11 protein-coding genes and 1 pseudogene are annotated in these 19,145 nt (G+C 46.0%); 7 read left to right on the plus strand and 5 right to left on the minus strand.

What is annotated here, in order from left to right:
• Window positions 1-256 precede the first annotated feature (256 nt).
• Window positions 257-892, plus strand: a complete 636-nt coding sequence (locus JAO78_RS06570; RefSeq protein ID WP_226750567.1) for an NAD(P)H-dependent oxidoreductase — start codon at window positions 257-259, stop codon at window positions 890-892.
• A 263-nt stretch (window positions 893-1,155) separates the two neighbouring features.
• Window positions 1,156-5,442 carry a PAS domain-containing hybrid sensor histidine kinase/response regulator gene (locus tag JAO78_RS06575; RefSeq protein WP_226750568.1) on the plus strand — a complete coding sequence of 1,429 codons (4,287 nt, stop codon included), beginning with the start codon at window positions 1,156-1,158 and terminating at the stop codon, window positions 5,440-5,442.
• Here the strand turns inward: JAO78_RS06575 and JAO78_RS06580 are convergent.
• Complete coding sequence (locus tag JAO78_RS06580) at window positions 5,424-6,326, minus strand: LysR family transcriptional regulator (protein WP_226750569.1); 903 nt, start codon at window positions 6,324-6,326, stop codon at window positions 5,424-5,426. The two genes, JAO78_RS06575 and JAO78_RS06580, sit on opposite strands and share 19 nt — an antisense overlap.
• Window positions 6,327-6,421: 95 nt before the next feature.
• Here JAO78_RS06580 and JAO78_RS06585 point away from each other — a divergent pair.
• From JAO78_RS06585 to JAO78_RS06605, 5 genes and pseudogenes are all read left to right on the plus strand, one after another.
• Window positions 6,422-7,792, plus strand: a pseudogene (locus JAO78_RS06585) (NADH-quinone oxidoreductase subunit L); the annotation flags it as partial.
• Window positions 7,789-10,206: a DUF2309 domain-containing protein gene (locus JAO78_RS06590; protein ID WP_226750571.1), complete on the plus strand. Its 2,418-nt coding sequence runs from the start codon at window positions 7,789-7,791 to the stop codon at window positions 10,204-10,206. The pseudogene JAO78_RS06585 and the gene JAO78_RS06590, both read left to right, overlap by 4 nt.
• A complete protein-coding gene (locus JAO78_RS06595; RefSeq protein ID WP_226750572.1) occupies window positions 10,203-10,997 on the plus strand; it encodes a DUF6671 family protein in 795 nt (264 codons plus the stop codon). Before JAO78_RS06590 ends, JAO78_RS06595 begins: the two co-directional genes overlap by 4 nt.
• Entirely contained in the window at window positions 10,994-11,974 is a 981-nt protein-coding gene (locus tag JAO78_RS06600; RefSeq protein WP_226750573.1) for an L-threonylcarbamoyladenylate synthase, read from the plus strand. The genes JAO78_RS06595 and JAO78_RS06600 overlap by 4 nt, the downstream gene beginning before the upstream one ends.
• A 721-nt stretch (window positions 11,975-12,695) precedes the next feature.
• Window positions 12,696-13,352, plus strand: a complete 657-nt coding sequence (locus JAO78_RS06605; protein WP_226750574.1) for a hypothetical protein — start codon at window positions 12,696-12,698, stop codon at window positions 13,350-13,352.
• A 106-nt stretch (window positions 13,353-13,458) separates the two neighbouring features.
• On the opposite strand, the gene JAO78_RS06610 is transcribed toward JAO78_RS06605, so the two are convergent.
• The 4 genes from JAO78_RS06610 to JAO78_RS06625 all read right to left on the minus strand — a co-directional run bounded on the left by JAO78_RS06610 (window position 13,459) and on the right by JAO78_RS06625 (window position 19,102).
• Window positions 13,459-15,567: a DNA methyltransferase gene (locus JAO78_RS06610; protein WP_226750575.1), complete on the minus strand. Its 2,109-nt coding sequence runs from the start codon at window positions 15,565-15,567 to the stop codon at window positions 13,459-13,461.
• Window positions 15,568-15,569: 2 nt separating this feature from the next.
• The gene (locus JAO78_RS06615; protein WP_226750576.1) at window positions 15,570-16,379 is read right to left on the minus strand and encodes a hypothetical protein; all 810 of its coding nucleotides are present in this window, start codon (window positions 16,377-16,379) and stop codon (window positions 15,570-15,572) included.
• Window positions 16,380-16,634: 255 nt separating this feature from the next.
• Window positions 16,635-18,320, minus strand: a complete 1,686-nt coding sequence (locus JAO78_RS06620) for a P-loop NTPase fold protein (protein ID WP_226750577.1) — start codon at window positions 18,318-18,320, stop codon at window positions 16,635-16,637.
• A 227-nt stretch (window positions 18,321-18,547) separates the two neighbouring features.
• Window positions 18,548-19,102, minus strand: coding sequence for a recombinase family protein (locus tag JAO78_RS06625; protein ID WP_226750578.1), 555 nt, complete (start codon window positions 19,100-19,102; stop codon window positions 18,548-18,550).
• Between the last annotated feature and the right edge of the window lie 43 nt (window positions 19,103-19,145).

A 19,145-nucleotide genomic window follows, 5' to 3' on the forward strand; every position in this document is an offset into this window, starting at 1 on the left:
TAATGTGCCGACAGCCCGCACTCAACGCGACAACCGTCAAGATTTGGTAAAGACGCGCCTGCATTCGCCCAACTGCATTTTTCTGACGGTAGATAGCAGTAAATGCCCTCACGCACCGCAGCGCACACGCCCATAAAACCGCTACAACAAGCTGACGTTCGTAAAAAAACAGTTTGCGCTAAACCTTGAAAGTCAGGCTTGCCGTACCTAACTCCTAAATCACTGATGCTTATACATAGAAATAGGAATGATGATCATGTCCAACACGCTTGAATTACTTAACTGGCGCTATGCCACCAAAAAAATGCGCCCTGATGCGGTAGTGCCCACTGAAAAACTCGATATTATTCTGGAGTCAATTCGTTTATCTGCCAGTTCAAGTGGCCTGCAGCCCTATCAGGTATTAGTGGTAACGGATGACGCCTTAAAGGCACAAATTCGTAAAGTGGCGTGGGATCAGTCACAAGTTACTGATTGCTCGCATTTATTGGTTTTTGCTGCTTGGGATAACTACACCCCTGAGCGCATTAATATGATGTTTGATTTGGTAAACGAACAGCGCGGCTTTAAAAACGAAGGGTGGGAAGCCTATCGGCAAAAACTCTTGGCTTATTATCCACAACGTCCGGCCGAGCAAAACTTTGAGCATGCCGCACGTCAAGCATACATTGGTTTAGGCTCCGCCCTGATCGCGGCAGCGGAACAAGAGGTGGATTCTACGCCAATGGAAGGTTTCGAACCTGAGCACGTTGATCGCATTCTGGGATTAGGTGAACTGGGTTTAAAATCGGTGATATTACTGCCATTGGGCTACCGCGAAGCCGGTGCTGATTGGTTAGTCGACTTGAAAAAAGTACGCCGCGACAGCGCTGATTTCCTGATTAATCGCTAAATACCTACCGCTTCCACATGGTGGGAGCGGTGGTTTCCCTCCCCCTCGGCTTTTTCATTAAAACCTAGAACAACATGTTAAATTGTGGCTTTTCAATCTGGCTCAAGCTATCTTTAATATGCTTGTTATTTCAGCGCATTAAAATGCGACAAGCTTGCTACGATGTATCTTAAATAACAAAAAAGGAAGCGCCTTTGTTGCCCAAATTTAACAAATCGCTATTAAATAAATGGTCATTGCTTGTTTTAATTTGCAGCCTAGCATTGAGTATTACTCTGAGTTATAAAGTTCATCAAGCAAACCAGTCACGTATCCAAACAGCCGCCAAAGCCTCACTGCAACAAAAAGCACAAGATATCTTAACGCGTATTCAACTTTATCAATATGGATTACGCGGTGCTCGTGGAGCACTAATAACAATAGATGAAGAAAAAATAAGCCGAGACCTATTTCTTCGTTATAGTCAAACCCGAGATGTGGATAGCGAATTTCCTGGTGCGCGTGGTTTTGGTTTTATTCGCAGAGTACCGCGCCAGCAAGAAGCGGCCTTTTTAGCGGCTGCCCAAGCGGATGATTGGCCTAGTTTTAGTATCAAAGAGCTGACGCCTCATATTGGTGAGCGTTATGTTATCCAATATATTGAACCGGTAGATCAAAATCTCGCGGCTATCGGTTTAGACATCGCCTCAGAACATAATCGCTACCAGGCGGCTTTGTCTTCCATGCAAAGCGGGGAGGTGCGGTTAACAGGGCCGATCACCTTAGTACAAGCTAGTGGTCAACCTCAACAATCCTTTTTAATTATGATGCCAATATACCGTGGTGCAGTTACACCAATAACAGTGGCCGAGCGCGAGAAATTAGCTTTTGGATGGAGCTATGCAGCGTTATTGATGTCAGAAGTTTTAGCTGAACAGGAGCTGGATAATCAAAAATCTATCTTACATTTAACTGATATCACGGATCCTGCTAAGCCCGTATTATTTTTTAATAATGCCATAAACAGCAGTAGTGGCCGTTACCTCAGCACTGAAACACACCAAGTTTATGGTCGTACTTGGCAGTTTGATTACTCAGTCACGCCACAATTTATCGCAGAACTGCGACTGCCCTCACCTTCACAACTCGGTATTATTGGCTCAACGCTGTCCTTCTTGTTAGCCTTACTAACAAGTTTAATTAATATCAATTTAACCCATAAGCGTTTGTTACAAGCGGAACAAGCTAAGCTCGCAGCTATTGTTCACAGCTCAGCAGATGGCATTATTGGTCATACTATTGACGGCAATATAATAAGTTGGAACCAAGGCGCAACAGCTATTTTTGGCTTTAAAGCGGATGAAGCTATAGGCAAAACGCTAAGCAAACTGATTGTCAAGCCAGCGGATATCGACGCCGACTTGGCTTTTTTTAAACGCGCCGCGCAGGGCGAATATATTCCTAATGTTGAGGTTGTACGTCAACATAAAAATGGCAAGTCTATCGATGTCTCCATTACCTTTTCACCCGTTCGTTCGTCAGAGGGTCGCGTAATTGGCGTGTCTAAGGTTGTACGCGACATTTCAAAACAAAAAGCCGCCGAAGCGAAGATCCAACAACTTAACGCAAATTTAGAAACCCAGGTTGAGCAGCGAACCGCTGATTTGGCCAAAGTTAATTTACTTTTTGAAAACGTGCTGTCGGCAGCATCAGAGTTTGCCATTATTGCCACCGATACGGCAGGGAACATTAAATTATTCAACCACGGCGCTGAGCGCTTATTAGGGTATCAAGCGTCTGAAGTGATCGGCCAAACCACACCTTTATTGTTTCATGATCAAACCGAAATTGCCTCACATGCTACCGCACTGTCTAAAATCCACAATACCCATATTAGTGGCTTTCAAACGTTAATTTACACCTCTAATCTTACCGGTGTAGATAAAAGCGAATGGCATTATATTCGTAAAGATGGCCAACGCTTTCCGATCACCATGGTGGTTACCACCATGCGTAACGAGCAAGCTCAAGTTGTCGGCTATCTCTGCATTTCAACGGATATTACTCAACAAAAACAGCAACAAGCCGCTTTGCTATCTATTCAAGAGCAATTATTGTCAAAAACTGAACAACTGACGCTGGCCTATGAAGTTGCCCAACTCGGCATTTGGGAATGGTCTATCAGCGATGATGTGCTGCAATGGAATGACAAGATGTATCAGCTATACGAGCAACCCATCACTTTACGCGAACAAGGCTTAAATTATGCACATTGGGAGTCTCGGGTGCATCCAGAAGATCGCGTTTTCACTCTCTCCAAACTGCACAATGCCGTTGCCGGTATTGGTGAATATACCCTGACCTTTCGACTGATTTTACCCAGTGGAAAAACTCGCTACATTCAAGCAGGTGCCTATGTACAGCGCGATGAAAAAGGACGGGCCATTAGAGTCATTGGCGTAAACAGTGATATCACTGCTACACATGAGTTGGAACAATACTTACGAGAGTCTAAAGCCGCTGCAGAAGATGCCAATGCAGCCAAATCGTTATTTTTAGCCAATATGAGCCATGAAATTCGTACCCCGATGAACGCCATATTGGGTATGCTGCAACTGATGAAAACCACCGAACTTTCCATGCAGCAAGATGATTATACCAGTAATGCGCAGATTGCCGCCGAGTCGCTACTGCATTTAATCAATGACATCCTCGATTACTCAAAAATTGAAGCAGGTAAATTAGAATTAGAACAGCATCCCTTTAATCTGGATGAATTGATGCGGGAGTTAGCCGTGGTTCTGGCGCATAACCTCGCGACTAAAACAGTAGAATTGCTGTTCGATATCGATCCCGAACTTCCACAATGGATTATTGGCGACAAACTTCGACTACAACAGATCCTGATTAACCTGGCGAGTAATGCCATTAAATTTACTCACCAGGGTGAAGTCATCATTCAGTTACAACAAGTTCATGCACAAGACCGTGCTTGCCGGTTCCGCTTTAGTGTAATCGATACGGGTATCGGCATAAGTCCGGCCCAACAACAGCGCATCTTTGATGGTTTTACTCAGGCTGAAGCGTCTACCACACGTCAATATGGTGGTAGTGGCTTGGGCTTAGTGATCAGTAAAAATATGGTGCAGATGATGGGCGGCGAATTACAGCTAAAAAGTGCTTTAGGTGAAGGTAGCCACTTCTGGTTTGACATTGACTTAGCGCTAGATACCAACAGAGCCTTAGCTGAAGCAACAACGTTTGAAAAAGATACCAACATTTTAATTATTGATGACAACCCTTCAGCTCTGACGCTCTTAAGCCAGGCGGTCAGTCAGCATGGTGCCAAGGTGCTGACCGCGGCATCGTTAACAGCCGCAAAGGCTGAGCTGACACGCTGCTATGACCAGCAGCAAAACATACAGGCGCTACTGCTGGATTACCCTTTACCCGACTTAAGCGAACTCAGCATATTAAAACAACTTAACACATCTACTGACCACGCCTTGCCGCCGATTATTATGCTGGTAACGGCAAAGGGCCGTGAAACCCTGAGCACCCTACCGCAAGATCGTCAGATACCCTACGCCGCCATGCTCACGAAACCCGTTACCCCCAAGCAATTAGTTGAACTGATCGCGAGCGTGCTTGCCGGTAAACAACCTGCGCTGAACACACGAGTGAAGCCATCAAAACGCACAAAACAGCTCAAAGGGCTGCGCCTCTTGCTGGTAGAAGATAATGAAATTAACCAGTTTGTGGCCAAAGAATTACTACAAAACGAAGGCGCCATAGTGGATATTGCGACAGGCGGGCTCGAAGGGGTAAATGCTGTGTTACAGAGCAGCACACCAGAACAAGGCTATGATGCGGTCTTAATGGATGTGCAGATGCCTAACATAGATGGTCTTGAAGCCACTCGGCGCATTCGCGCCGATGGCCGTTTTTCTGATTTACCCATAATCGCAATGACCGCCAATGTGTATGCAGCTGATCAAGCCGCTTGCTTGCAAGCCGGTATGAATGCGCACCTGACCAAGCCCTTTGATATTGATGCCGTCATTAGCACATTACTTCAGTATACGGGCCGAAGCCCAGCAGCGCCAAACCGCAACAACCTAAACAAACTGCCAATTAGCCGCCATAAACGTATCGTTATGGAAAACGCCATAAGCAGCGCAGAGGCAGATCTGCCAAGCCAGCCTCGCATCATAAAAACGCGCGCCAACTTGCTGCAACGTTTTGCCGATAATGAACAGTTTTTTCAACGAGTCTTACAGAGCTTCGAATCAAACCTAGCACAGCAATTAATAGACTTGCAGCAAGCTATTACACAGCAAGACTGGGCCCAGATGCTAGCCATTGTGCATACACTAAAAGGCACTTCTGGTACTGTGGGGTTGACCGATCTGCACCAGCTACTTTGTCAGCTGGAACACAACCTAAAGCAGACCAGCGTGCACGCCGAAGACGTTGCAACCTTTACTATGCTCACTAGTGAACTTGAGCAGCAAATCCGGACTGCCGCGGCTAACGAGTTAAGTATTATTCATCAGCTATTCGCCGAGTAAGATAGTCTTTGCGCATCAAAAGCGTCTAATAACAAACTTTGCTGTGGATGCATCAATTCACGATGGGTGGTGATAAAGTAAAAGTTCTCATACACCTCTGGCAGCATCAGGTATTTCTCTAAACTGCCATTGTGTAATTCATCTTTTACTACTACCTCGGGGATCACCGACAAAGCGCCACTGTCGCGCGTTAACAGCCGCAGCATCGCCATATCATCTGCCTCTGCTACGACATCGGGTTGCAACTGGTATTGTGCGGCCAAGGCGTCAAAGGCGGTGCGGATGGGGCTATGCACTGGTGGTAACACCCAGCGCTGTTGTTGATAGGCCGCCAAGTTTTCGGGTAAGGCTTTACCCGGCGGGCCAATCACTGCCACCGGTTGTCGTGCCAACAAACGACACTGCCACAGTTGATTATCGGTTCCTTGCACCGCAATATTGCTTAATACTAGGTCTAATTGATGTTCGGCCAGCGCATTCAGTAACGCCGTTTGATTCATCGAAAACAAGCTGTAGCGCACATTAGAAGACAACAGCAAGGGCGCGATAAAGCTTTCAATAAAGTTTCGCGACATCGTGGCTAAAGTGCCAATGCGCAGAGGGTTGTGTTGCGGTTGCATGCCTTTCAGCAGCAATTGTTCCAGCTCCTCGCCACGGCTAAAAATATCTTCGGCATATTTTAAGGTTTGATAGCCGCTGTCGGTTAACACTAAGCGCCGCCCCTGCCGCGAGAACAGTTGTACCTGCATGCTTTGTTCAAATTGCTTGATTTGTGCCGACAAGGCCGACTGCGAAATATGCAAGCGCTGCGCGGTTTCGGTCAAATTACCACCACGGGCCACCTGCCAAAAATAATAGAGATGATGGTAATTCAGTCGGCTCATAGTTCTCTTTTAGTGAACAATTTCTAACTTAATATGTATTTTACTTATATTAGTGCTTTTCGCAAAATAGCACCACGTTTAATCAGCCTAGGTGTGGCATGCAAACATTACTTCATTTAACCTCTTTAAAGCTGGTACTGCTCTCACTGGTTGTCTTACTGGGTATTGTCATTTGGCGTTACAGCGCCACCGCTTTATATGGTGAAGCCGAAAAAGCACGTTTTATGCGCGCGCTAACCGCAACGCTAGCGGCCGTTATGGTTACGCTACTGAGTAATCATCTGGTGCTATTCTGGCTCGGTTGGGTCGCCATCAGTTTAAGCGTACAACAATTACTGCTGTTTTATCCCGAGCGGCCACGAGCACAACTGGCTGCGCATAAAAAAGCCCTTAGCGCACGCTTGGGTGAGTTGCTGTTAGCCCTCGCCATGCTATTACTGTATTTAGAGTTTGATACCGCTAGCATCAACGAACTGCTCCTGCAGCTTAGTCAAACGTCTGAAGCCTCAGCCATGCTGCACAGCGCCGCACTCTTGCTGGTAGCAGTAGCCTTACTAAAGTGCGCTCAACTGCCGTTACATGGCTGGCTGATCCAAGTGGTAGAAGCACCAACGCCAGTGTCGGCTCTGCTGCATGCCGGTATTATTAATCTTGGCGGTATCTTGCTGTTATTGTTTGCGCCATTACTCAGCCTGAGTCCGTTAGCCACGGCAGTATTACTGTTTGCCGCGCTAATCAGTACCTTTTTAGCCGCGCTGATAATGACCACTCGCGTTAGCATCAAGGTACGTTTAGCGTGGTCAACCGTGGCGCAAATGGGTTTAATGCTGGTGGAGATTGCACTGGGTTTGTATACCCTAGCGCTACTGCATCTGCTGGCGCATTCCTGTTACAAAGCCTATGCCTTTTTACACAGTGGCAATGCTGTGAATCATTACCTTGCCGCGCAATTGGCTGATCAGATAGAGCCCAGCGCTAAACACTGGTTTGCCGCTATAATACTGGCAGCATTGCTCACTGGGCTAACCCATTTCATTGTGCCACTCGCCAGCTTAGCCAGTAGCGTGCTGTTAATCCTCGCCATTACCGTGTTGTTGCTGCCCTCGCTTAGCCGTGCCGATAGCCATCGCCTACAACGTTGCTTGTTAGCCAGCAGCTATGCACTGGGTTTACTGACACTGTATCTGCTGGGTAAAACCTGCCTCTCTGCAATTATGCCGACACCGCAAGGGAGCACATTTGTCGCTGATGTGCTAAGCAGCTTGGTATTTATCATCTTGTTTGTGGTGGCCGTTCTATTGCGTTATCACGCCAGCCAACCGGCGCTAAATCAGCTGTTTATTTGGCTGAATGCCGGTGGTTATTTGGATGAATGGGCAACCCGGTTAACCCTTAAAATTTGGCCTTACAAAGCAACAACGCCACAATCGAAAACCGCCTCATCGCAACTAAAGGAGCCATTATGAGTGCGCTGCAAAGCAACGTGGATATTACGCTGGAACAGACTGAACGTTTACTCGCGGCTGCCGCCCGTCAGATTGCACCACAGTGGCCATTAGATCAAATGATCGCGGTTAACCCTTGGTGGCCGAAACGCGCCACGGCCTTTACTGCCGTCTGTGCCGAACAACAGCTATTGGCTGGCACATCTTGCATAATGCCGGCTGATTGGTATCTGGCACAGTGGCAGCAGCAAATTATGCCGAACCACTTACAACAGGCACTGTTAGAAGCAGGCTTATCATTCAGCCATGAACAAGCCCTTGCTGGCCTGGCGCAGCCCACTGAATTAAGCCAGTGGCAAAGCCTGCCCACACTGTTAGCAGCTCAAAAAAAAGCCACTTCAAGCTTGCCTTGGCCGCAGTTAATTCAACAACAGTTAAGCCAATTTCTGGCACTCTATTACCAATATCCCGAGCGCTTTAATGCCGATGCCAGCAGCCCCGATCATGCCTATCACAGTTGGCTCAGTGTGGTGCGCCAAGACAAAGGCTTGCAGGTGCTCACCGGGCAAGGTTTAACGGCTTTATTTGTGGCATTGCCGGATTCACCCAAAGCATTATTGCAGCAATTAAGCCCCTGGTTTGCAACGTGGCTACCGACTGCACAAGCTCAACAAGCTTATTTCGAAAGTTTGTTACAAAGCCTGTCTGGCTGGGCCGGCTGGCAAGCATGGCTCGATTGGCAACAGGCTTTGCAAGGCCAGCAAGGCCAACATGCTGTTTGCCAACTGCTTTATATGTTATTGGGGTGGGATTGGGTGTTATGGCAACACAGCAAACAGCATAATCCGCAGCATCAATCGCTGCTACAAGCACTGCAGCAACAAGCGCAACACTATGCCAAAACGTTAGCACAAACCGAAGGCCTATTGCATCTTCGCCAAGTATGGCAACGCGCACTGGAGCTGAGTGTGCAACAACCTCTGCTGCGCCAACTGCAGCAACAGCAAAAGGTTGCAACTGAGCCAGCACAGCCCTTGCTGCAAGCGGCTTTTTGCATCGATGTAAGGTCTGAGCCAATGCGCCGCGCGCTGGAGCAACAACATAAGCAAATCCAAACTCTCGGTTTTGCTGGCTTTTTCGGCCTGCCTATCGCTTTTAAAGCCACAGACAGTGCCCTTAGTCGGCCACAATTACCGGGGTTGTTAGCCCCTGCGTTACAGGTCACACAAATTCGTGCTAACACACCTACCCTATCACGCCAACCTGACTTGGGCTGGAAACAAAGCTTTGATCTCGCCTCCTCTAGCTTAGGCATGGTAGAAGCTGCTGGCGCGACTAAGCTACTGAGTTTAATCAAACGGGCATTTCTGCGCACCGCAGCACCGCATGCTATTAATAAGCACCTTACCGACAGCCAGTGGCAATTAAGTCAAGCCGACCAACCACTGAGCATCAGCGAGCAAGCACAATTAGCCGCTGCCATTTTAACCGCCATGGGCTTACAGCATAATTTGGCGCCCACTGTATTGCTGTTTGGACATGGCAGCGACAGTTGCAATAACCCACATGCTGCTGCCTTAGATTGCGGCGCCTGTGGCGGCCAAACCGGTGAAGTCAACGTCAAAGTGTTAGCGCAAATGCTGAACGATGCGGCAGTACGAACCGCTTTAGCGTCTGAGCAGAATATTGACATCCCTGCTGACACCCAGTTTTATGCCGCGATGCACCACACTACCTCAGACGAGCTGGAAGTATACCGTGCGCCTGAGCAAGCAGATTGGCTGCCATGGCTAGCCAAGGCAACTCAGCAAGCCCGGCAACAGCGCGCGCCGCAATTTGGATTAAAAGGTCAAAGCGATCCGGCGCTAGCGCGCTTTTTCAAACTGCGCACCCGTGACTGGGCACAAGTTCGCCCTGAATGGGGCTTAGCCAATAATGCCGCTTTTATCGTGGCACCACGCAGCCTCACCAAGAATCTCGATTTACAAGGTCGCTGCTTTTTGCATGATTACGATGCGGCACAGGACAGCAATTTTAGTTTATTGCATACCATTATGACGGCACCGATGGTGGTGACTAACTGGATTAACTTACAATATTACGCCTCAGTGGTTGCTCCAGAAAAATACGGCAGCGGTAACAAGTTATTGCATAATGTTGTGGCAGGCCATGTTGGTGTTTTTGAAGGTAACGGCGGTGACTTACGCACTGGCTTAGCCTGGCAATCAGTGCATGATGGTAAAAAATTGATGCACCAACCGGTTCGCTTAAGTGTAGTAATCGCTGCGCCAAAAGACGCCATCGCCAATATTATCCAGAGCGCTCCCGATGTGGCGGCCTTGGTCAATCAGCAATGGTTGTGGCTTTATCAACTGGACAAAGACGGCAGCGTGCACCAGTGGCAGCAGCAAGGCTGGCAAGAGACCCCACTATGAGTGAAACCGTTGCCATAGCCACACTGCATGGTAAAGGGGCAATTATCCGCCCCATACTGGCCGAACTGGGCTGGCAGGTGCAAGAGCTAAACAGTTTTGATACAGATAGCTTAGGCACTTTTGCCAACGAGCGGGCACGCTTTATGTCACCGGTTGAATGCACCCTACGCAAAGCCGCTATTGCTGCCGATCTCAGTGGTTGCGCTATCGGTCTTGGCAGCGAAGGCAGTTTTTCCGCTGGCCCCTTTGGCCTAGGTACCTTTAACCAAGAACTGATTAGCGCGGTAAATATTGAGGCAGGCTGGGTTGTTACCGGACGATTTTACGGCCCAAGTGCCGTGCAGCAGTGGACGATATCGGATCACACCGCACTACAGCAGGCGCTAAAACAGCTGCCTGCCGATCAACGTTTGTTGATCCAACAACAGCAACAGATCTGTAAAGGCTTAACATTGGCAGAAGCAGAACAACAAGCCACACAGCTGTTAGCCAACGGCGCGCTACAACTTAGTTATGATTTGCGTGCGCATTGTTGCCCAGAGCGCCAGCAACATATTGCCCATGCAGCCCGCGACTTGCTGCAGCGCTTAAAGCAACATTGCCCTGTGTGTGCCACCCCAGGTTTTTGGCCAGATCACGCCTTACCGGGTTTGCCATGCGAAGACTGTGGTGCCCCTAGCAGCTTAACGCGGCTGCGACGAGCCAGCTGCCAACGCTGTCAGCATACCGAAAGCTACCCGGTCGCAAAATCGTTTGCTGCCGCTCAATATTGTCAGATATGTAACCCATGAACACACTACGATTAAACGCCCAACAGGGCCAAGATATTGCCACCGCCGCTGATTTACTACAACAGGGTAAGTTAGTGGCCGTGCCAACAGAAACCGTCTATGGTTTAGCCGCCGATGCCAGTAACCCTAGCGCGGTAGCTGGCATTTTTACTGCCAAGGGCCGCCCAGCCAATCACCCGTTAATTGTGCATCTGCATGCGAAAACCGCACTAGGTGAGTGGGCAAAAGATATTCCCGCGGCTGCCTGGCAGCTGGCCGAGGCTTTTTGGCCAGGGCCATTAACCTTGTTATTGCCCAAAGCCGATCACGCTAGCCCAGTGATTACCGGTGGCCTAAATAGTATTGGTCTGCGAATGCCGGCACACCCGGCCTTGTTACAAGTATTGCAACTAAACCAACTGGCCGTTGCAGCGCCTTCGGCTAACCGTTATAAAAAGCTGAGCCCGACCAGTGCCGAGCAAGTACTTGCCGGGTTAAATGGCCGTATTGATGCGGTATTGGATGGCGGTGAATGTGAGCATGGTGTGGAGTCAACCATTGTCCATTTAACCGGCGAGCAAATCCGCATTGTGCGCGCAGGCCCCATCACGGCCTCGCAACTGCAAGCTGTACTTAAAACAACTGTACTGCAACCGCAGCAACATCAGGTGCAAGTGCCCGGCAATGTTGATGCGCATTATCAACCGAATACCCCACTGCGCTGCTTAGATAGCGCACAACTGCATGCGTTGTTGTTAGAACAGCCAAGCAATATTGCGGTGCTGCATCTCAACGCTTTACCGACAGCGCAAGCAAGTGTATTCACTACACAGATGCCAACCGACGCTGCCGGCTACGCCAGCCAGCTCTATCGCCAGTTATACCAAGCGGATAAGCTAGGCGTCACTGCGATCTGGTGTGAACTGCCGCCGCAAGGTGAAGCCTGGCTCGCTGTTCATGACCGCTTACGCCGGGCGCAGTTTATTGAGCGCACATAGCGTAAACACCCTACTAACCTAAACAAAAACCCCGCAATAGCGGGGTACCGTTCAGTTTAACCTTTAGCATGACGCAGTTTGCTCACATCAACACGCCATGAATCATCCCTGAGGCTCGATTCCGGCCATCCATGGCCTTCAACGGTTGATTTAGAGCAAACAGGTCATGCTTAACTGACTTGCATTGCGCAATAGCGGGGTTTTATTTAATGCCTTGATTAAATGAAATTTATTGGCAATAAATTACACAATTACATCTTTGGTGAAAGTCAGAACGGAACAGTAATGTTTTTAGTGTGTAAAGTCAGATCATCAATGAAATCAATACTTGCCTGCCTTTCTCTAGTAAATCACACCAAAATGTAAAGACACGCTGAAGATCCGGAATCGTCTTTACATTTTTAGTTTTCGCTCACAAATTAAGCGTAGCGTACAGGTGTCCACTTCTCCACTTTTACCCGAAAAATAAATTCTCACGTCAGCGAAAAATGATGATTTTAATTGTTCTACGTAACAATAAAGCAAAGATCTTCCGCAATTTAGTTGTTATTGGGTGTTGAGCTAGAATTCCAGCCAAGAGCAGCACACTAGCCTTTCATTGTTGGCACGTTAATTGATGTATTAGGATTAGATGACGCCAAAACCTGCTGAAAACCAAGGATTTCGTGTAAGAAAAACTGACAGCAGGCTTTAATTTTTTCTCGTGTAAAAGGAATTGACTATGCTTAAGAAGCTTCTTGTTATCGCCACCCTGGTGGCCGGATTAATTTCAACTCAGGCAAGTGCTGCGTTTGTGTCAACAGACTGGAAAAACGCTGGTGACGGTTTTGCAACGCTGGATACTGAAACGGGACTTGAGTGGTTAGATCTTACTGCAACTGGCAACAAAAGTATTGATCAAGTTAAATCAGAACTTGGTACTATTTATATGGGCTGGCGAATTCCTACACATCAGGAAATAGTAAACCTGGCCATGAATTTATACCCCATAAACTTTTCTAATGGTCCTCACGTAACAATTAATGAAAATTACGGAGATCAAGGTATACAACATCGGTTATTTGGAGCGAATTTAAGCGGCTATTACTATGGCTTATATGAAAAAAATGGTCAAACATTCCTGTTTGGAAGAAATGAAGTAAATAAATACGTCTGGTTAGAACACCTTTACTCAAGCAGTTTATTATATAAGAACATCTATGCGGGGGTATATTTGGTGAGTGATGGCGGCACCACGCTAAGCTCCATCAACGACCCGACAATTAACATCAATAACCCCAATGCCCCTGTAAACATGGCCGATGTCTCAGCTCCTGCTGGGTTAGCCGCAGCCGTAGCACTGATGCTCATCTTTGGCGCCCGCCGAAAGGCTGCATGAGGCTTGTTAAGGTGTTAAATTTCTAACGAGGATGCATTGCTTCCTCGTTTTTTTCTTCATGTTAGCAATATAATCAAAGAGTTTACGTAGTAATAAAACAAATCACTCATAGGTTTTCGAGCTCTTTTAATACCGATTCAAGTTCCACCCTGATTTCATCAAAACTTAGATCATCACTAGCACGAGCAATAAGTGTATGTGCGGCACCGATAACAAATCGGTCCCCCATAGATAAACGCATGCCGGCCAATCCAAGTTTATCTGCAATGGAAGATATGGATCTATGGAGTTCTGGCGGTTGAAAAGTTGCGAACACCTTCTTCCGGCATACTAAAATCGCATCTAGACTAATAGGTTCCTTTGCCGCTGTTTTCGGACTTGCGGCGCGCAATTCCGCATGAACCGGGTGAACTGCCACAACAGCAAGCCCTGCTCTGTTTATGGCTTCATAGATAGCCGCCCATCCCTCAGCCCTTGAGTGATGAAAACTAAAAGCTAATACACCTTCATCTTTAAGCACTCTACACGCCTCAGTGAATACAGAGGAAAGTTGGCGTGCAAAAACACGAGGGTCCTTATGCTGAACCTCTCCTAAATCAGATGAATCCTGTTTGTTCATCCAGGGATATCTGCTTCTTAGAGCCGGAGAAAGCCAAGCAAAGAAGAAATCACTCAATTCAGAGTAATGCACAAAGTCAAAATATGGGGGATCAGTAACTACAGCATCTACCGAACTGTCAGGGATTGGCAATGCTGAACTATCACCGTTCAGGATAAGCAGCCCCTGCTCTTGATCTTTCAGCTCATTCCAGTTTTCATAATTTTTGGCTCGAATAGGGTGGCTAGCAACTATTTTGCTGGAACCCGCACGATTACCCTCTTTATCGTATCCCAGTGCAATTTCAAAGGGTTCTTCGAGATATCGTTTTGCTCTCAGTAACCTAGACTCAAATAACGTACTGAATGTGCCGCTACTTTTTGGTGTTCCCCATACTGAGTTTTCGAGTGGTGCTCGCTCAGGCTTGAGGATATGGTTTGAGAACATATGCCGAACGGCACCGGTGCCCTCGCCCTTAAAACTGCAAAACATATTGTTGAATTCAAGAGTTCCGGAAAATAAACACAACATCTGTTCTTGAATAATTTGATCTTTTATACGAAGAATTCCACGGAGTAATATGCCAAGACAAAGTAGTTGACGAGAGTTAAAAAAATCACGCCATTTGGTGTAGTTATACCCCCTAGCTTGGTCAGTATTGTGCCCAGATCGAACATTCGACTCAGGCAGAGGCAATATTTCAACCGAGAGTCTAGCAGCAGCTGAATTGAACAAGTCAATATCTTCTTCTTGTACAGGCAAGTAAACTTTTTGCCCGTTATCACGTAACGCCATCATCGCATACATGCGATGCTTTGGAGGTTCATCATCCTTTGATAAAAGATCTTTGATACGATGACGCACACCATTAGCGCCAGTAACATACTGGCCAGATACAGGACCTTGTTGAGGATTGAAATGATGGTTGCAGTGTTTACATTGAAGCTCTGTAGTGTCGAAACGATCCTCAAAAATCCCCCAACACCTAGGGCACAATATTTGTGCACGAGGTTTTTTCTTAGGGTATGCATCTTGAGAGAAAACAAAGCGAGATAGAAGCGGCAATACTTCCCCGTCAGGGGTTGCTACAGTTTTAACCCAAAAGTAATAAAGCACAGGAATGAGTTCACCTGTTTCTGGGTCTCTTGTCTGATAATAACGTCTTATCTCTGAAGCTACATCTTGCTCTAATTGTTTAAATGCATTCCGTAGTAGCTCCTCACTAGCGGGAGTAAACGCTTGTCTAACAAGAAATGTGCTTACCGGATTGATGTCACATCCGATAGCTTTAGCGCCAAGCTTTACAGCTTCTCCCAGAGTCGTGCCACTCCCCATGAATGGATCAAGAACAACTTTTCCATCGAAGTTATGAGTTTCATAAAATTGCGCCCACAAATCAGTTCCAGGCTTACTTAGCGCACCCAATGTAATCCCACGAAATACTGATCCAAGCCGAGTTGCCCACCACTTATGTATATGATAAATCGGGCGGTTTATCTCTTTGCGCCAACTCTCTTGCTCAGCAATTTGGCTGATTTCAACTATAGGAAAATCACTCTCTAGCGCAGTGGTTAATTTAGTTTGCGTTGGCACTTCATATATATCCGTTGAACTCATTATTAATCGGACTTTCCGTTCGTTTCTGAAGACACTGAAGCCCCTGATATTGAGACACTTTTACTTGTTTGTGTTTTTAGACGGTAAGCAATAAATTTATGCTCAGTACCTGCCTTTGGATTTGGGACCCGTTCAGCTCGAAGCTCATTAGTACGAAGATCAAAGTTATATCCAACGACTAATGATTCCGACTCGACTCGTGTCAATTCACCAACCGCTTGATACCGTTCATCACAGCCAAAGTTTTCAGGTAAAATAAGAGTCATAAGGCCGGTAGTCCCCTCGGTTAGCGCAAAAGGGGTTGGCGCTACGTACATTTTTCTGTCGCGGATCATAATATCACCATAGGTTCCAAACCCCTTAACGCTCTTGTTTTTGTGAACATAGTTATGATCAGCATTAAGGAAATCACCGTGACAAATTACTAGGTCTACAACCGGGTACTGTTTACGTCCATTACTACTCTCAACATAGCCGGATAAGTCTGCAGGGTAACGACCAAAAACATAGAAAATTTGACGACCATTATGGTAGCCCGTTGGGACCTGGCTGTTCGAATCATAGTCCCTTTCACGACCTGGCCATGCAAGCCCTTTAATTTCATAACCCTCTGTATGTTCGACCAAACTGAAATCAGGATATGTATTCCGACCAGATCCCTCAAAGTGCATTGAGAGTGTTTCAAGCCTTGCTTGGAACCAGTTTTGAAAGTGAAATTCTTTATCTTTAGAAGAGAGTGACTCAATTAGTTCACCTTCCTGAACAGCTTGGACGCATTTCTCAAAAACATCGAACGCCGTTGTCTTTTTCATATTTTTCCTTATTTATTAAAAATTTAGGCTAAAATCCCTAGGTAGATGTTTTTAGCGAATTGTTTTGTTGTGAAGGCTATCACAACTGACATGCTAAGTAAGAGGTTTTTAATACATCACGCAGATGGAACATTAAGGTAACTGATTCAGCCTTCATGTGCTTGGTGATGCAGGTTGTATACAAGTTAGACAAGGAAATAATCATAAAATGCCATATCGTAAGTGTCGCATGAATATGTCGAGTGGCTGAGAACTCTACAAAACTTTGGGCAAAATATTAAAGCTATCCACTCGCATTTTATTTATCTTACTTTCTTCTGCGATTAGCTTCAGTGCATCGACTAACTTGTCAAAAATCCTTGAGTATTGCTTGTTACTACCTGAGTAGTGTTTATATTTTTCTAAGGTTCGAACCTTATCCACCATCCGATACCCTCCATGACTCGCTTTGAGAAAATCAACGTAATCAGATACCGAGCCATTTACCACAGCAACGATGTGCTCTTCAGCATATTGTCCATTAAGCAATCGGACGGCTGCATCTGTAAAATTTACTGAGGCTTTCCGCTTGAGTTGTTGCGACCAAATATCACGTATTTTTGGATCTATCTCATCAGAAACACTGTCAAAAGCTTCTTCTATCTGTGACGTATCGTTTTCAGTAGCCCTGCTTTCCACAAACAAGCCGATGATCTCATCAGCATAGTCCGACCTGTCCAACTGTCTAAGCCTCTTAACTGCTGAATTTAAGTCGGCAAAGCCTATGTGCTTTATATTAGATTTTGATGACTCATATAGAGCTGCAATAAATGCGTCAGCATTATCATCAAAACTACCTCTAAAAATTTCCCAAGCTTTCTTAATATCTCCAGCCAAGGCAGTTTGACGAAACTCAAGATCTCTAGACGCAAGGAGCGGATGTAATTTCTCTTTGTCTATAAATCCACAAACAACGCCTTCTAACAAAACGGAGTCTTTCTCGTCAGTTTCTCCGTAACCATAAGCTTCAAAATATTTTATCCATTTTTTTCTCTGAAGTTGTTCAGGAGATGTTGATGCCTCACCATCCATCTTGTAATACAATGAAAAAACATCACTAGCTTTATACTCAGAAATAAATGTGCAGCTTGGTATCGAGTTGTCGGCATGGTGAGAAAAATTACAATGACTATATAAGATTAGTGAACTGATAACATCTTCTACCAAAGCGTCACTGTAGACAGATAAATCGGTAAAAATAGAGTCTATTAGTGATTTGCATCTTTTGAGAACTCGGATGTTTCTAATTCCCAAAGACTCTGACTTTTGCTTGGCGTATGCGTAGAATTGGAAGCTATTGTCAAAAACGATATCGAATATCTGGTCTGGCCGTGGTTTATATTCAAATTCAAAATCAACGACTTTTTCCTTATATTTTTCATAATCGTCGTTAATTTGCTGAGCACGATTGAGTAAAATAACGACCTTGGAATTTTTTTGCTCTTTTAAACTTGAAGCAAGTCCAAGCACATCTTTAACATCAAGACCTTTACCAGCTCTCTCAAGATCATCTAGACAAATTACTAAATCTTTAAGTGCAAAAAACATAAGGCTTTCTTCGCTTGGAAGCATACGCTTAAGCAATGGAACGCTCTGTAGGACTCCGCCAAGTTTTTTCAACTTGGGAGTAAAGTTACCAGAAAGCGTGTCTAAGTCAGGATTCTGACCTATCTTTTTCTTATCGACTGCATTTAGGAATATTTCTCGCTTTACATCTATTATAGAGGTTAAACCAAACAGGCTGACATATGAGTATTTTGGTCTTGTTAATGAATCCTTTTTTTCTTCAATAATCTGATTCCAGATATGCGTCTTACCTACCCCCCAATCTCCAATTAAAGCAAAAACACCAGCTTCAGACGATTTGAGGAATTCATTAAGTGCATTTTCAACAAGGCTCATTTAAATATCCTTTTACTGTTGAGCATGTAGCATGTTTTATATCAGAATTTGTTTTGGGTAAACTAAATTCACCTATTCTAACTGGCACGATATGAAGGTAAAAATCTTAAATGCTTATGTTAAATACTTTCCTGCAATCTCAACCAGGTTAGTTAGCATCACGAGATTAGGAGAACCCCGTTTAGCAAAAAACGCCTGCTATTGCTCTAATACAATCATTTCCGCGCTTATTCACTACTGTCCAACGCTTTATTTAACGTCACGCGACTTACCTTAAAGTGTTTGGCAACATCAGTCTTCGTTATTTTAGAATCTAACAACATTGCAGTTGCTTTTTGAATATCGGACTGGCTCATAGAGGGTTTGCGCCCACCTTTTCGCCCTCTCGCTCTGGCAGCAGCTAAGCCGGCAAGTGTTCGTTCGCGGATAAGGTTGTGCTCAAACTCAGCCAATGCGCCAAATATGTGAAACACCAACTTGCCACCGGCGGTAGTGGTATCTATAGCCTCGGTAATAGAGCGAAAGCCGACCTGTTTTGCTTCAAGCTCGGTAATGAGCTCAACCAGGTCTTTGAGTGAGCGCGCCAGGCGGTCGAGTTTCCAAACAACCAATACATCGCCTTTACGAAGCATCCGCAGGCAGTTTTGCAATTCAGGCCGCTCGCGTTGCTTACCTGTAATCTTCTCGCTGAAAATTTCCTCACAGCCGGCCGCTCTTAAAGCATCGCTCTGGAGATCAAGAGATTGGTCTTGAGTACTCACCCGGGCATAACCAACAATCATCGTTCACCTCCAACAACCGATTCACCTTTTGGATTCTAGTTCA

This window comes from Alishewanella maricola (assembly GCF_016343785.1).
Taxonomy (GTDB): Bacteria; Pseudomonadota; Gammaproteobacteria; order Enterobacterales; family Alteromonadaceae; genus Alishewanella; species Alishewanella maricola.